Below are 14,616 nucleotides of genomic sequence, written 5' to 3'. Positions count from 1 at the left end.
CCCCGGAGACCGACCCCAGCCCCCGGCGCACCGGGCCAGGCCTCGTCCGCAAAGGAGGAGGCCCGGGCCGGGCTCGTCAGCAGGGCGCCTCGGTGCCGGTGCATGAATCTTTAGGGAGTAGTTCCCGCTCAGGGACTGGGGTGAGCTGGGGATTCGTGCGATAGCTCGCCGCGGGTGATGTCGTCCTCTACCGTTTGGTGTGGAGGCGACCATGATGGGTCACTGTTGGATGAGCCGGCACGGCGGGAGGCCATGGTCCGGGCGCCAGGGACCGCGGACCCGGCTCCGACGCCTGGTTCGGAACGGCCCTCAGTGGTGCCTTGAACGATCCGGGCGCCGGTCCGCCGGCGGCGCGGCCCCTATTGGGAGCGCCAGACGGTGCCGCGTCGTTCGTATTCCAGGACCTTCTCGGCGAACAGCGCGGGCGTCGGGCCGTAGAGGCGTTCGATGAGCCACAGCGCGAGATCGAGGCCAGAGGTGATGCCGCCGGAGGTGATCAGGTCACCGTCGTCGACGACCCGCCCATCGACCACCTTGGCGCCCTGGGCCTCAAGGTCTTTCTTCGCGGCGTGGTGCGTCGTACAGGGCCGTCCAGTGGTGATCTTGGCGGCGGACAGCAGGAATGCCCCCCGTGCACACCGAGGCCGTGATCAGATCAGGTCGCCGTGCGCTCGCGAGTGCCCGGGGCAGGACGCCTCGGCGGATCTCCTCGTCCACCCCGGATCCCCGGCCCAGCCCGCCTCCGGGCACCACGATCACGTCGGCGGACCGGGGGGACCAGGGGGTCCGCACCGTGATGTCCATACCGTGGGCCGTGGTGACGGTGCGCGGGCCGTCGGCGGTGACGAAGCTCTGTTTGACGTGGTGCTGGCGGGCGATGATGCCGAGGACCTCCACTGGCCCGGCGAAGTCCTGTTCCTCCACGCCGTCGAAGAGAACGGTGTGGACGCGCAGCTGTTTGGGGGGACGAGTGGGCTGCGCTGAGGCTGGGGCCCCGGCGAGCATGCCGAGGCCGAGGCCGGTCGTGCCGATCGTGCCCGTACGAAGAAGGTTCCGCCGTCCATGTCATGACTCCATAAGTTGAGGGTGAGGAGGGGAGCGTCATTGGGCGGAGATCGGCCCGGAGGCGACCTGCTCCGGGCCGTATCCCCGGCGGTATGGCGAAGACGGCGCTGCCGGTGTGCTGGATGAAGGCGTTGAGCCGGTCGGACTCGGCCTATACCCAGGCTTCAGAGAGCCTGAAGGTGGGGTCGGCCAAGGGAAAGTGGCACCGTCTCGCGCCAGGTCAGGACGTGGTCCGGCCCGTGAAAGCGGCGCGCACCGCGTCCCCGATCCGCCGATGCGCCGGGTCGGCGGCCGGGCCGAACATCCGCTCGTCGACCTCGGTGGCCGCCTGCTGGGCCGCCGCCAGCAGGTCGTGCCCCCGCGGCGTGAGCTCGATCGTCGAAGCCGATCCCGCGCGGGCGTTGCGGTCGCGCACCAGGCCCGCGGCGGCGAGCGCCTTCACCGCCCCGTGCGCGCTCTGCACGGTGATCCCCGACATCCGCGCCAGATCGCTGAACGACACCCCCGGCACGGTGGCGATGTGGCCGAGCAACCCGAGCCTGCCCACCGTGAGCTCCAACGGCGCAAGAACGGCGTTGAGCTCGCTCTCGATGCGTCGCGCCAACGACAGCACGACGATGGACGTGCTCATGACGGGCGGACTGGGAGGGCCGTTCTCGGAGGTCACCGTTCCAGTGTCCCGCAGGGCGCCGCCTTATGGCCCGCTGCGTCGTCCATCTTCCAGCGAGCGGCATGGCCACGAGCAGTTGCAGCAGCCACATGGTCGTGCGAAACCAACCTTCGTCACCACACGTTCGTGCCGTACAGCAGGGTGTGCCAGACGCTGAGGACGTACACCAGCCAGATCGAGGCGTGCAGCTCCCGCCATATCCGCGCGCCGATCGCCCTGCCCGCGTAGTAGGCGAGACCGAACGGGGCCTGCGGCAGGACGTTCGCGCCGCCCTCATCGACGCCACGGCCGCTCTCGTCATGCCCTCTTCAGTCGTTCGGGGCATCGCCGCCAGCGGCGCCGCCACTGGCGGTTGTGGTGCCGTCGGGGTGGTGGAGTGGGAGTCGCAGTGTGAAGCGGGTGCCGGGCGAGTGATCGGCGATGTGCAGGGTGCCGTGGTGGGCGTGGGCGATCTGGCGGGCGATGGCCAGGCCCAGGCCGGTCCCTCCGGGATCGGCCCGGCGGGCGTCGGGGCGCCGGTAGAAGCGGTCGAAGACCTTCTCGCGTTCGTCGGCAGGGATGCCGGGTCCGTCGTCGGTGACGTCCAAGACCGCGTACCCGTGCTCCCGGACGACCGTGACGTGGATGCGGGTCCGGGTGTGGCGCTCGGCGTTGTCGAACAGATTGTTCAACAAACGCGTCAGCCGGACAGGCGAGGCGTCCACGGCAACGTCGGCCTCGGTGTCGACGGTAACGGACACGTCCGGGAGCCGATAGCCCTCGATGCGGCGAGCGGTCTCAGTCCGAACGAGACGGGCCAGGTCGACCCGCTGCGTCTGCAAGGGCGTGTTGGCCTCCAGCCGGGCCAATTCCAGCAGGTCGGAGACGATGTCGCCGATCCGTTCGGCGTCGTGCAGCGCAGCGTGCAGGATTTCGCGAGAATCGGCTTGGGGGTCGGTGAGGGCGGCCTGAAGACGGGTCTGCAACCCGGCGAGCGGTCCGCGCAGATCATGGGAGGTGTCGGCGACCGCCTGCTGCTGGTGCCGCAATGCCCGCCGCGCCGCTACCGCGGCTTGACGTTCGTGTTCTTGGACACGCCGCAGCCGCTGGTTGACCTCCTGCAGCTCACGGGCCCGTACGAACAACTCGGCTTCGATCGCCCGCGTCCGCGCGGCCAGCGCCTGCGGTGGCGGCTCGGGGTCGTTGTCGGCCTCGCGTAGCCGCTGGATGAACCCGGTCACCTCCTCCACCCGGTTGATGACCACCGCCACCCGGCCGTCCGGCCCCAGCACGGGGGCGTTGAGGATGGTCCAGTACCGCTCGTGGAAGACGCCGGGCCGTCCCGGCTCCTCGGTGTCATAGCGCTGCAGCGGCATGGTGTCGACCTCGGCCGCGCCCACCACCCGCTCCAGCGACGCCCGCAGCTGGCCGGCGCTGTGCCCCGACGGTTCGCCTGGGAACACCTCGAACACGTTCCGGCCAATCAGTCGCTCCCGTGACCAGCCCGTCACTCCCTCGTAGGCGCGATTCACCGCGACGTACACCCAAGCGCGCGACAAGATCGAACACGCCACCGGTGACGCCTCGAAAATCGCCGAAAAGTCGACTTCGGCCATCCTCCTTGCCTACTCCACAACGCAGTCAATCGACACCCAACAAAGAGTCGAGATGCAGCCAAGCCCTGGTATAGCTTCTGGCGGCGCAATGTGGCTGGTCCTCTGTTGGGCCGTTCACCCGTGAAACATGAAATCGTCGGCGGCTATCGCACATCGGACAAAGTGAAGCCGCTACCGTTGCGCTGCTGCCGGGGTGGGCAGCCGGGTCATCCCACCGGCGACCGCTGCGAAACACCTGTCGACGGGAGCTGTGGATCTGGGGTGACGGGGACGCAAGCGGCAGTTGGAGCTTGAGGCGGTCGCCAACGGCCTGCGCACCGACAACCCGTCCCCGACCTGCCGTTCGTCGGGCACTCCCACATCCCGGTCCACGACAGCGAGCAGATCGAGAAAGATCGGCCGCCACAAGGACGGGATGTGGGCGCCATGACACCTACCAGGACGACGGATGGGGCGCCTTCGCCACCGACCCCGAGCGCGTGGGCCTGGCCGGGATAGTCCGCCACCACCCCGAGCACGACCGGTCGGTCGTGCTCTACCGCGACCAAGACGTCTCCCCGATGGACTCCGTGCTCATGTGGGAGGAACCGACCGCCCTGTTGTATCGCGCTGGTGGGACGGCACCACCTGGTACCGCCCCTCCCCCGGCTGCCGTCCTGGCAGTGCCCCCGAGCTAGCTAGCGCAGCCCAGGGCGCGACGGACGCCGGCGCGGGGACATACAAGGCCCCTGGCCGGGGTGTGCGGCCTTTGACCGGCGCCCGGCCCGGGCGGTGCGAGGGGGCGAGGCGACGGCTCAACCCCGGTCGATCGGGGAGGCCGGTGATGACGGCGGCGTGGTGGTCGCGATTCCCGTGGACATGTGTCACACCAGGTGGTCGCTCGGGCGCCCGCCGGGCGGGCCGTGTAAGCCGTCTCCCGGGTCCGGGTTCAGCGTGGGGGCAGCCTGTCGATGCGGCGGGTCGGTACGGCCAGCGCCCTCAGGGCACTGCGCAGTTCGGCGCGTTCTGTCGCACTGACCGGTGCGTCCCTCATGTACAAGGCCATGACCAGCTGATCGATCGCCTTGTCCCACTGTCCGCTGCGGCGGCGCCGGTGATGCGCTGCAGCGCCAGCGCGGGCAGCCGATCCTCAAAGCGGCTGGGCAGGCTCCGCATCGCGTCCGCCAGCTCCCGCTGCTCCTCCCGCTGCATTGTGGCGGCCGGCGGTCGGCTGGAAACCAGAACATCGGCGGGCTGGGGGCCGCCGAGGCCGAGTAACCGCAGGATCTGTTCCATTACGCCCATCGGGCGTCCCCTTTCCACAGTGGTCCTGTTGACCTCGGGCGCCAGGGCACGCCAAAGGTGGGCCCTTCGTCCTGGCGAAGCATGAGCGTTGTCATGTGCTGCTTCCCACGACACTGCAACACACCCGCGGCAATCAACCCATGACACTAAGGTTGTTATAGATCATGCGTTCGGTCAGGTGAGGCTCTGTCCGTGGCCTTGCCGGTCCGTCTTGGCTCAGCGGCCGGGGCGTTTGCCGGGCCGGTAGCTTTGGCCGCCGAATCGCCCCGCCCCACCGCCATCGAGACCTTCCCCGCCCGCATCGGCCTGCCGGCACCGGCCAGCACCTCCAGCACGTCGCCATACGCACGCGGCACCGCCGACGGCGTCAGATCCGGTCCCATGGCCGCACCGGGACCACACCACGGGCGCACCACCACGACCGGCTGTCGGGCTCAGCCTCCTGCGTTTCGACCTCGCCCTCACCCACCGGTCCAGATACAACAACAGACCCGGCCGACCGGACCCAAGGTCGATCTCCCCCAAGGTCCCCGGGTGATCTCCAGCCGGGAGACCCGGTCCTCCTCGGCCTCCAGACGTTCGGCCACTCGGCGAGCTGCTCGCGAAGCTTGGCGATCGGCTAGCGCTCGGCCGCGAGCCTGATGCCCAGGGCGATGAACACGCTCCCGGTCATGGCGTCGATCCGGCGCCGCACCGCCTGGCGTGCGCGCAGCCAGCCGCCGATCCGTCCGGCCAGGACGCCGACCGTTCCATCTGCCAAGAATTCAAGGACGATCAGGATGCCGCCGAGGACGGCGAACTGCAGCCAGACGGGCCCCGCCCCGGGATCGATGAACTGGGGAAGGAAGGCAACCATGAAGGTGAAGGTCTGCGGGTTGGCCATGGAGGAGACCACGCCGTTGAGGAAGGCGCGCCGACCCGACATCCCACCGGCGGCCCGATCATCGGTCTCGCCGTTGCAGCGGTTGCGGATCATCTGGACACCCAGGTAGATCAGGTACGCGGCGCCGACGATCCGAAGCGCCGTGAACACGACGGGAAACGTCGTCAGCAGCACGGCAAGCCCGGCGGCGGCCGCGGCGATGTACAACGCGTCACCCGTGATCACACCGACCGTGGCCAGCAGTCCAGCACGGGCGCCGCCCCGCACGCCACACCCGAGCACGAACAGCATGTCGGGACCGGGAGTGACCAGGGCGACAATGGTCGTCGCCGTGAACACGGCGAGCAGATGCGGATCGATCAGCATCCAATGATCTTCTCAACTCCGCCAGCGCTCAGTCACCGGGGTTCGAGAGGCCTGCTGAGATGGATGAACAGGTCCCTGCAAAGAGCCACACCCATGCCCTAGTGGAGCGACTCCCCGCACCAAGCGGTCTCAAGCCGTGATCGCTCGCCGCGGGGAACCGGGGAAGTTCGTGTTGCGGCGCGACCCGTGCGACACTGCCCCCCTCTCAGTCAATCGTCAGCCGGTATGGGCCATGGACTCGGCAGCCGCCTCGACCGGGCCCACTTCGATCCGGTCGGGGCCGGTGCGCGTGGGAAGCGGGTATTTCCCGGCACCCAGGCGTCCAGAGTCCAGGTCCTTCCGGATGTCGGCCGAGGTGCGGCAGGCGGGTCAAGGTGTCCTCCAACCGGCTGATCAGCATCCGCACGGCGCACTCCAACAACCGGCACATGGCCCCGGTTAGTTGCTTTACTGAACTGACTCACCTAGGGTTGGTAGCGTTAGTGAACTTACCGGTAAGGGGTCCAGACGTGCCGATGATCGACCTCACACTCCCGCACGGTGTGCTCTCGGATGACGCCAAGGCCGAGCTCATGCAGACGCTCACTCGCACCCTCCTGAAATGGGAGGGGGCGAAGCCGGGGAACAAGGCGGCCGAGTCGATCGCCTGGACGTTCCTGCACGAGCCCGCGCTGGTCACGGTGGCTGGACGGCCCGCACAGCAGCCCCACTATCGGGTCGTGGTCGGAGTGCCGCAAGCGACACTCGACGACGACGCCAAGGAGGGCCTGGTCGCGGAGGTGACCGATCAGGTACTGCGCGCCGAGCAGAACGGCCTGGACCCGGCCCCCGAGGACGGCTTCCGCGTCTGGGTGATCGTCGACGAGATCACCGACGGCAACTGGGGCGGCGCAGGTCGCATCTTCCGGCTGCCCGACATCCTCGCCTTTGCTGGCGCGAGCGAGGAAGAGATCCAGCGGCGCACGGCCCGGCTCCAAGCGAAGTAGCGCGGGGCGGTGAACTGGGCCTCGATGCGGTTCAGCCAGGACCTGTTGGTCGGTGTGCTGGCGAAGTCGACTTTGCCGACTGCGGCCCTGTCACCGACCCGGTGTCTTTCTTCGTGATCAGATGGGGGGAAGCTTGTCGAGCACGATCGCGATCTGGGCCGCCGCCAGGTCACTCCCGAACCGGTGCCTGTGCGGGTGATCCGCAACAGGTGCCGCCCCTCATCGTCATCGATCTCGAGAAGAAGCTCGCGGGCTGTTCCAGGAATTCCAGCCGCCCACGCGGTACCGCATGCTGGTCGGCGATGTCGGGCAGATGGGAGAGACGGGCCAGGACCGTGAAGTACCGGGTGCTGTCGCTGATGTCCAGGCCGCTGATATCCCGTAGTCGGCGCAGCCACTCGCAGCGGCCGGCGTCGGTCAGGCTCAAGGTGTGCCGCTGAGCGGCCGAGGCGCCCGGCTCTGTCCGCCGGTCGAGCAGACCGGCGCTGACCAGCCGGCTGATCGCAGGGTAGAGGCTGCTGTCGCTGACCGGCCGGGCATGGCCGGACAAGTGCGCCATCCGATGCCGCGGTTGATGCCGTGCAACGGCCCTTCGGCCGGGAAGCCCAAGATCGCGAGTTCGAGCATGCTGCTTTTCACGCACATCGAACCGATACACATCGAATCGATGTAGGAGCCAGAGATGCCGTACACCGAGGAATGGGTGACCGGACGAGATCGTCCGGCCCCGCTGGAGTCCCTACCGGGTGCCCGCTACCACCCGGACGGCGTCCGGCTGCAGGAGTTGACCGAAGTATGCCGGCCGCCTCCGTCCCCGTGCTGTGGACCATCTTCGACGACACCCACCTCGGATTGAACCGGCCTCACACAGGGCGGTTCTCCCGCATGCCGACACAGTTGGCACCGACCGGGCCCTTCCGAGGTGTGGGCTCCGATGGCCGCGACACGGTCATCATCACGGGAACGCTCACCAACTACTGCTGCGGCACCACCGCACGGCAGGCGCACGAACGCGGCAGGTGGTGTGGCAGCGCGGGTGTGTTCGACCTCGTGAGCCGCCGACGCGCGGATCCACGCGCGGTTCCGGGCCGGGTCGGCCACGAAGGTGGCGGTAGCGGTCGTGCTGAAGCTCACGGCGAAGGGGAAGGTCGACCTGAGCAGGCCGGTGCAGCACTATCTCCCGGGGTTGCTGGGCCGGGCCTTCAAGGCCATCACCGACCGGTAGTTGCTGAACCACACCAGCGGCATCCAGCCCGGTGACGGCTTTGGGGACACGTTCCAGGACGCGCACCGGTTCGGCACGCTGACCCCCGTCGTCTACTCGGTCGACTCCACGGACGCGGAAGGCGAGGGTATGAACCCGATGGCCCAGCGGATCGGCTTCGCCGCACTCAACTCGGCGGCGCATCCCTGCCCGCGATTAATGTCGAAATTCGAGCACGGAAGGAGGAGGCGCCATTGGAAACGGCGCCGGATTCGCGGAGAGCGCGCGCCCCTGTCTATGGGACGTTCGCATCAGGGGGGCGCGCGCCGTCGCCGGCCGAGCTGGCACGCAGGACACACAGCACCGTCGAAGCAGTCCAGGGAGTCCTGGGCGACCTGGCGGAGGCCCATGCTCTGGTCTTGGCGCCTGATGGAGATTCGGTGCGGATGGCGCACCCGTTCACGTCGGCACCCACGGCGTTCACGGTGACTCCGCTGGATGGGTATGACGACCGCCGCTGGTGGGGCGGATGTGCGTGGGACTCCTTCGGCACCACCGCCGCCCTTCATCTGGACGTCCGCGTCGACACGGCATGTCCGCAGTGCGGAGCCCCGATCAGTTTTCAGCCGGCCCGGAGACTCCGCCTCCCCGAGGGCTCGCCGTCCGCTTTCCGCGGCCCCGCTCAGGAGTGGTGGGATGACATGGTCAGCACGTGCACGATTCCGCATGTTCTGTGACCGCGGGCACGCTGAGCAGTGGACGACAGACAACGCGCCGGGCACCGGCCATATCGCTGACGCGACGCCCGTCTGGCGACTGGCCGGCCCGTGGTACGGCGATCGCCTGGACCCAGAGTTTTGCCCGCACAGCACTTATTCGCTGGGTTCGGCCTCTCCCGGGGGAGAGCCGGGCTTCATCCTTTCGCGAAGCAGTTCCGCGAGGTCGTCGGGCAATCCCGGGCCGGGCGCCGCGACGATCTGGCGAATGTCGATCGGGCGGCCCGTTCTCGCGTCAACCACCTCGATGTCGATCGGCAGGCCCGTCGCGCGGTCGTGCAGCTCGATGGGCGGCCCGGCGGGATCGGAGAGCCAGTGGTCGCCCCAGCGGATCATCGCGGCGAGCACCGTGAAGAAGTCGCGGCCCTTCTCCGTCAGCCGGTACTCGTGCCGGACCGGGCGCTGCTGGTAGGGGACGCGGTCGAGCATGTCCTCGCCGACGAGGCGGTCGAGGCGCTGGGCGAGGACATTGCGGCTCAGGCCGAGCCGCTGCTGAAACTCCTCGAAACGGCGGGCGCCGTAGAACGCCTCGCGCATGACCAGGGGAGTCCACCAGTCGCCGGCGAGATCGACGGTGCGAGCGATCGAGCAGGGCCAGGTGTCGAAACGAGTACGGCGCATGCACCCATGTTAGTTGCTGTAATGAACTGATTGGATCTACGCTAAGTAGCGTTAGAGAACTCACCCTGGCAGTCGATCGCCCACGGCCCGCCCGAGGGCATCGTGTGGGGCCGGCGGCGACCACCGCACCGCCCGCGACCTTCAGCGCGCCCGCACCACCGCCCTGCGCCACCTCCACGGCGCCGACAACCCCGACACCCCGGGCCACCCGCCACCAACACGCCCGCTGGACTGGGATGGCAGGTGAACTGGTGGCGGCCCGTGATCTGTTCGCCGCGTTGCCGCCGATCTGCGAGCGGGTCCAAGGTTCCGCCCCCCAAACCCTGGCCGCCCGCCACGACCTCGCCCACTGGAAGCGGAAGACGCGATTCCGTCGACGCACTCGCCGGGCTCGGCGTTCTCACTGATCCAGTGCGGCAGGGGATGGTGGAGATCACGAACGATGAACCGGCGTGGGGCCGTGCGACCAGAAACCAGTCCACATCCATCGCCGTTTGCCTGCGGTGACATGCTTCTTAGAAACGGCCCAGTTCCTGTGCCCGAGACCCGCGCACGGCCCGGATAGCGGTGCCAGGGCGTGTCCGAGCGCTATGGGTTGCGCTCCAGGTGGTCACCGCGCCGGTCAATGGCGCGGGCGGCATGGCCGCGATCGCGGCCGGAATGTTGACCCCCGGATCAATCAACAGGCGAAACGCGTGACAAGGCCGGTCGGCGCCGACCAGAGCCCCACCATGATCATCATGCAGCCGCCGAAGACGGCGAAGCCGACGGCCCAGCGGCTTATCGGCGTGCGGTCCGCGCTGACCTCACGGATGCGCTCTCTGGGTCATTTCGAGCCCTCCCTCATCGAACGAACAGCTACGCCCTATGGTTCGCCCCAGCGCCGCGGCCCAGATCACCCTCCGCGGACGAGTCAGGGCGCCGCACGGCCGATCTCCACGAGCGATTCCACGCCCCTTCTCTTCCGGTCTGGAGTTCACCCGCCGGGGATGACGCAGCCCGTGCCCCCGCGCGGTGTGCTCGTATCCAGGACCCCACCCGGCTTCACCACGAGCACGTGCCGAGTCGGGACCGATCCCGCGACCAGCCCCGGCTACGAGATCCGCATCAGGGGCTGCATCAGCGACACCTTCCCGCACGCGTTCGAGAACCTCAACGTCCGCGTGAACCCCGTGGAGACCGTCGTCTGGAGCCCAGAACTCGACCAGGGCGCCCTCTATGGTGTCCTGGAGACGATCGAGGCCCTGGGCCTTGAGTTCGTCGAGGTACGCCGACTCTCCTACGGCCCTCGACGAGCCGGCTGACCCCTCGCCCCGTGCAGGAGCAGTAGCTCGAAGGCATCGTGGCCGAATTCAGGGTGTGCATCCAATGAGCTCATCCAGGCGGAAGCGGGCTCAGCGGGCGGATCTCCTGCCGTCCCGGACCGATGACCCCCCATGAGCTCTCAGGGACCTCATTCCACAGCCCCTGGAGGTCACGCAGTGGCTCCGAGACGACGAACCGCGTGGCGTCCCCAAGCTCCCGGAGCACCTCCAGCTCCGGATACAGCTCCCGCAGCTGCACGACGTCGGTGGAGTAGTACAGGGACCTGGTGTGTCTCTCACTGGAGTAGCGGAAGATCCACAGGGACTCGCCGTCGGTCGTGGCCACGGTCATCTGGACCGGATGGGGGATGCCGTGACGCCGGCCGAGATCCTCGACGAGGCCGACGGCGCGGGCGACCGCGCCCGGTGGGTCCTCAGTGAGTCCGTATGTGAGCGCCAGATAGAACAGGGCCTCCGAATCGGTCGATCCCTCGATCTCGGGGTACAGCGACGCGTCCACCACCAGCATCAGGTCACGCTTGAGTTCGGCAAATCGCGCGATGGCCCCGTTGTGCATCCACAGCCAACGGCCGTGCCGGAAGGGATGGCAGTTGCTGCGCTGCACCGGGGTGCCGGTGGAGGCTCGAATGTGCGCGAACAGCAGCGGAGTGCGGATCTGCCGTGCTATCTCGCGCAGGTTCGGGTTGTTCCAAGCCGGATCAGTGTCCTTGAACACCGCCGGGATCGTGCCCTCGCCGTACCAGCCGATTCCGAAACCGTCCCCATTGGTCGTCTCCACCCCGAGACGGGAGTGCAGGCTCTGGTCGATGAGGGAGTGAACCGGCCTGAACAGCAGATCGTCGACAGAAAGGAAATCGCCGACGTAGACCATCCATCTGCACATCGCTACCTCGCATCGTTCGGACTCCGCCCGCCTCGCTCGGACGTCGACGGCGTGCCTGTGAGCCTGGCCAGACCGGCCGAAGACCCGATGTCGTGGTTCCCTAATTCCAAGTTCGGAGCGGCGGCGCGCATCAACTCGTCGGGGTGATGCTGCCCTGAGGCGGATGGGACGCAATGGCAGGAAGCATGGAGGAAGGATCAGCCATGGCGACGGTCCATAGCGGTCGGCCGAGTCCTTCCGAGCGGGCTGCGCACGCTCGGATGGCCCTGCCCTGCGTGGGCGGCCCCTTACCGAGTGCCGTCGCCGAAGGGTCCGGCGCTGCGCAGCGGTGGGTCAGGCGAGGACCTTGGTCTTCGCCTGCTGGTACTCCGCCTCGCTGATGTCGCCATGCTTCCTGAGCTCGGCCAGCCTGACCAGCTCGTCGGTGCTCGTTGGCCCGGGGGTCCCGGCGGCCTCGCGAACATAGGCGCGGACCTGCTCATCGCGCTTCTGACTCGCTCGCAGGTCACGTTCCCCCATGTCCTTGCCGCGCGCGATCAGGTACACCAGGGCGCCCAGGAACGGCAGCACGATCACGAAGATCGTCCATCCCGCCTTGCCCCAGCCGCTCAGCCGGTCGTCGCGGAAGATGTCGGCGATGATCCTGAAAAGCAGCATCAAGAACAGCACCCACAGGAAGAACCAGAGCATGGTCCAGAAAACGCTCAACAGGGGGTAGTCCGTTTCGGCGATGGGTCTGGCGAGCTCGTTCATGGTTGTCCTCCACTCGTGGCCCTCCGCATCCGATGCTGCCTATAGTCCTCGCACCCGACTCCCCTCCGCATCACCCACGGCGGGTGGCTCACGAAGCGCTCGGCGCACCACCGATCGGCGGCCGTCTTCAAGCCTCCCTGAGCCGTGGACGGAGCTGCCCACCTCCACCCGCCACAGCGCGCCCGCAGCTCCGGCATGACGTGGATCCTTCGCCTCGTGCACGGCGGGTGATTTGGTCTCGCCGGTCCAGCTCTGCCCTCGGCCGGGAATCACCTCACGCGGGTGACTCGATGGCGGCGAACACGTCGCGCTTGACCCGGGCGTAGGCGGCCACCCGGTCGAACCACGCCGCCAACGCGTCCGGTGGCTGTTGGGTTTCCAGCAGACGCGGGGCAGCGGCGACCAGATCTTCCACTTCACGGCGGTACACCTCGGCGAGGAGGTCCTCACGTGTCGGGAAGTGCCGGTACAGCGTGCCCTGCCCGATGCCGCAGGCTTTCGCGACCGCGTTGAGCTTCAGCTCACCCGGCTCGTGCACCAGATCGCGCGCCGCTTGCAGGATCCGTTCGCGGTTACGCTGCGCGTCCGCACGCCGCGTTCCGCCGCCTTTGACAAAACCGGACACGTGTCCGGCTAGGGTCGTCGAGATAACCGGACATGTGTCCCATTATAGGGGCGGAGACTCTTCATGACATTCCAGGGCAAGATGGTCGCCATCACCGGCGCCAGCAGCGGAGTCGGTGAAGCGACAGCCCGCCACATCGCCTCGCTCGGCGCGGCCGTCGTCCTCGGCGCCCACCGCACCGAGCGGCTGGACCGGCTGGTCGCCTAGATCGAAGCCGCCGGCGGCGAGGCGGCCGCCACGCGTGTGGACGTCACCGACCCCGACGACCTCCAGTCGCTGGTCACCCTCGCCGTCGAGCGTTTCGGACGCCTGGACGTCCTGGTGGGCAACGCCGGGATCAGCAGGCTCAGCCCCGTCGCCGACCTGGAGGTCGAAGGCTGGTCGGCGATGGTGGACGTGAACGTCAAAGGGATCCTGCACGGGATCGCCGCAGCCCTGCCGGTGTTCCGCCGCCAGGGCAGGGGCCACCTCCTCACCGTCGTCTCGACCTCCGGCCTGAAGATCGTCCCGACCCAGGCGGTGTACGCGGGGACGAAGAACGCAGTACGCACCCTCCTGGAGGGGCTGCGACAGGAGAGCATCGACGGGGTCCTGCGAACGACATCGATCTCCCCCGGCTACGTCCGCACCGAACTCATCGACAACGCTGTCGACGATCCGGCAGTGCGCGAGCAGGCCAGGAAGAACATGGCCGATCTCGGTATCGACCCCACGGCGGTGGCTCGGGCGATCGCCTTCGCGATCGATCAGCCTGACGACGTCGAAATCGGAGACCTCACCATCCGACCGACCCGCCAGGGCTGAGTGACCAGCTCACCGGCATATCAGCCTCGCTCTCCCTGCGATCTGCTTCGCGCAACTTGCTCCGGGTGCGCCGATCCTTAACGCGCCTCACTTGGATTCGAGTCGTCCCATCGGGTGGGTGGTGCCGGTGAGGGCCGCCTGCGCCGTGATCCAGGTGGAGCTGTCGATGGCGAGGACGTGGCGCAGGTAGGCGAGGGTGACCTGCTGGACCAGGGCGACGCGTTCGGGGTTCTCGTCGGTGGTCTCGGCGGCGTCGTAGCCGGAGATGCCGCCGAGGAGGTGCTCACCGCCGACAACGGTGAGCAGGCTTTTGTCGCCGGGGCTGAAGGTGTAGGGCTCGGTGAGCCATTCCGGTCCCAGAGCGGTCACCGGGAGGTGGTCCTTGTCGCCGGCGACCACGAGGGCTGGTGCGGTGAGGTGGGAGAAGTCCACGTCCCGCAGCCAGGGGAAGTTCTGGGCGGCGTAGGGGGTCAGATGGTCGCCGCCCCTCCCGGCCGTGGCGAGCAGGACGCCCGCTGTGACCCGTGGGTCGGACAGGTCGTCGGCGGCTCCGGTCTGCGGGTCGGTGACGCGCAGGCCCAGCAGTACCGCGGCGGTCGCTCCGCCGAAGGAGTGTCCGGCCGCGGCGATGCGGCCGCGGTCCAGGCGTCCGGCCAGGCCGGGAACGGCGGCTTCCAGCACGTCGAGGTCGTCGAGGATGCGCTTCATGTCGGCGACGCGGATCCGCCACGTCCGGGGCTTGCGGGGGTCGTCGGGGGCGGCTGTCTCTTATACAC

The 14,616-nt window shown here is 68.3% G+C and carries 16 protein-coding genes and 1 pseudogene; 5 read left to right on the top strand and 12 right to left on the bottom strand.

What is annotated here, in order from left to right; genetic code table 11:
- Positions 1-359: 359 nt before the first annotated feature.
- The 6 genes from ETD83_RS45530 to ETD83_RS31045 form a co-directional block, all read right to left on the bottom strand.
- On the bottom strand, positions 360-602 hold the full coding sequence (locus ETD83_RS45530; RefSeq protein ID WP_268920513.1) for a DJ-1/PfpI family protein: 243 nt from the start codon (positions 600-602) through the stop codon (positions 360-362).
- A complete protein-coding gene (locus ETD83_RS44990; RefSeq protein WP_268920511.1) occupies positions 550-1,005 on the bottom strand; it encodes a DJ-1/PfpI family protein in 456 nt (151 codons plus the stop codon). Before ETD83_RS44990 ends, ETD83_RS45530 begins: the two co-directional genes overlap by 53 nt.
- Positions 1,006-1,285: 280 nt before the next feature.
- The gene (locus ETD83_RS31070) at positions 1,286-1,696 is read right to left on the bottom strand and encodes a MarR family winged helix-turn-helix transcriptional regulator (RefSeq protein WP_329602999.1); all 411 of its coding nucleotides are present in this window, start codon (positions 1,694-1,696) and stop codon (positions 1,286-1,288) included.
- A gap of 347 nt (positions 1,697-2,043) precedes the next feature.
- On the bottom strand, positions 2,044-3,330 hold the full coding sequence (locus tag ETD83_RS31060; protein ID WP_138648766.1) for an ATP-binding protein: 1,287 nt from the start codon (positions 3,328-3,330) through the stop codon (positions 2,044-2,046).
- A gap of 1,029 nt (positions 3,331-4,359) precedes the next feature.
- Positions 4,360-4,605 carry a hypothetical protein gene (locus ETD83_RS31055; protein ID WP_138648765.1) on the bottom strand — a complete coding sequence of 82 codons (246 nt, stop codon included), beginning with the start codon at positions 4,603-4,605 and terminating at the stop codon, positions 4,360-4,362.
- Positions 4,606-5,233: 628 nt separating this feature from the next.
- Positions 5,234-5,863, bottom strand: a complete 630-nt coding sequence (locus ETD83_RS31045; protein WP_138648763.1) for a LysE family translocator — start codon at positions 5,861-5,863, stop codon at positions 5,234-5,236.
- A 509-nt stretch (positions 5,864-6,372) separates the two neighbouring features.
- On the opposite strand from ETD83_RS31045, the gene ETD83_RS31040 reads away from it, so the two are divergent.
- Entirely contained in the window at positions 6,373-6,849 is a 477-nt protein-coding gene (locus ETD83_RS31040) for a tautomerase family protein (RefSeq protein WP_138648762.1), read from the top strand.
- Positions 6,850-7,018: 169 nt separating this feature from the next.
- Here ETD83_RS31040 and ETD83_RS31030 read toward each other — a convergent pair whose 3' ends face one another.
- On the bottom strand, positions 7,019-7,399 hold the full coding sequence (locus ETD83_RS31030) for a PadR family transcriptional regulator (RefSeq protein ID WP_205717986.1): 381 nt from the start codon (positions 7,397-7,399) through the stop codon (positions 7,019-7,021).
- 519 nt (positions 7,400-7,918) lie between these two features.
- On the opposite strand from ETD83_RS31030, the gene ETD83_RS43975 reads away from it, so the two are divergent.
- Together ETD83_RS43975 and merB are read left to right on the top strand one after the other, a co-directional pair.
- Positions 7,919-8,074, top strand: coding sequence for a serine hydrolase (locus tag ETD83_RS43975; protein ID WP_268920512.1), 156 nt, complete (start codon positions 7,919-7,921; stop codon positions 8,072-8,074).
- A gap of 425 nt (positions 8,075-8,499) precedes the next feature.
- Complete coding sequence (merB, locus tag ETD83_RS46140; protein WP_138648761.1) at positions 8,500-8,790, top strand: organomercurial lyase; 291 nt, start codon at positions 8,500-8,502, stop codon at positions 8,788-8,790.
- A 135-nt stretch (positions 8,791-8,925) separates the two neighbouring features.
- Here the strand turns inward: merB and ETD83_RS31015 are convergent, their stop codons facing one another.
- Positions 8,926-9,450, bottom strand: a complete 525-nt coding sequence (locus ETD83_RS31015; RefSeq protein WP_138648760.1) for a winged helix-turn-helix transcriptional regulator — start codon at positions 9,448-9,450, stop codon at positions 8,926-8,928.
- A 989-nt stretch (positions 9,451-10,439) separates the two neighbouring features.
- Between ETD83_RS31015 and ETD83_RS43970 the strand changes: the two genes are divergently transcribed.
- Entirely contained in the window at positions 10,440-10,754 is a 315-nt protein-coding gene (locus tag ETD83_RS43970) for a hypothetical protein (protein WP_205717984.1), read from the top strand.
- A gap of 70 nt (positions 10,755-10,824) precedes the next feature.
- On the opposite strand, the gene ETD83_RS31005 is transcribed toward ETD83_RS43970, so the two are convergent.
- The 3 genes from ETD83_RS31005 to ETD83_RS30995 form a co-directional block, all read right to left on the bottom strand.
- Entirely contained in the window at positions 10,825-11,646 is an 822-nt protein-coding gene (locus ETD83_RS31005; RefSeq protein WP_138648759.1) for a class II glutamine amidotransferase, read from the bottom strand.
- Positions 11,647-11,991: 345 nt separating this feature from the next.
- The gene (locus tag ETD83_RS31000; protein WP_138648758.1) at positions 11,992-12,411 is read right to left on the bottom strand and encodes an SHOCT domain-containing protein; all 420 of its coding nucleotides are present in this window, start codon (positions 12,409-12,411) and stop codon (positions 11,992-11,994) included.
- Positions 12,412-12,685: 274 nt separating this feature from the next.
- On the bottom strand, positions 12,686-13,036 hold the full coding sequence (locus tag ETD83_RS30995; RefSeq protein WP_205717983.1) for a TetR/AcrR family transcriptional regulator: 351 nt from the start codon (positions 13,034-13,036) through the stop codon (positions 12,686-12,688).
- Between the two features lie 63 nt (positions 13,037-13,099).
- Here ETD83_RS30995 and ETD83_RS30990 point away from each other — a divergent pair.
- Positions 13,100-13,840: pseudogene (locus ETD83_RS30990) on the top strand (SDR family oxidoreductase).
- 87 nt (positions 13,841-13,927) lie between these two features.
- Here ETD83_RS30990 and ETD83_RS30985 read toward each other — a convergent pair.
- Positions 13,928-14,548, bottom strand: a complete 621-nt coding sequence (locus ETD83_RS30985; protein ID WP_230421309.1) for an alpha/beta hydrolase family protein — start codon at positions 14,546-14,548, stop codon at positions 13,928-13,930.
- Positions 14,549-14,616: the final 68 nt, after the last annotated feature.

Origin of the sequence: Actinomadura soli (assembly GCF_005889715.1) — a bacterium.
Classification (GTDB): Bacteria; Actinomycetota; Actinomycetes; order Streptosporangiales; family Streptosporangiaceae; genus Spirillospora; species Spirillospora soli.
The sequence above is the reverse complement of the archived record's forward strand: the minus strand, read 5'-3'. Positions and strand labels throughout refer to the sequence as shown.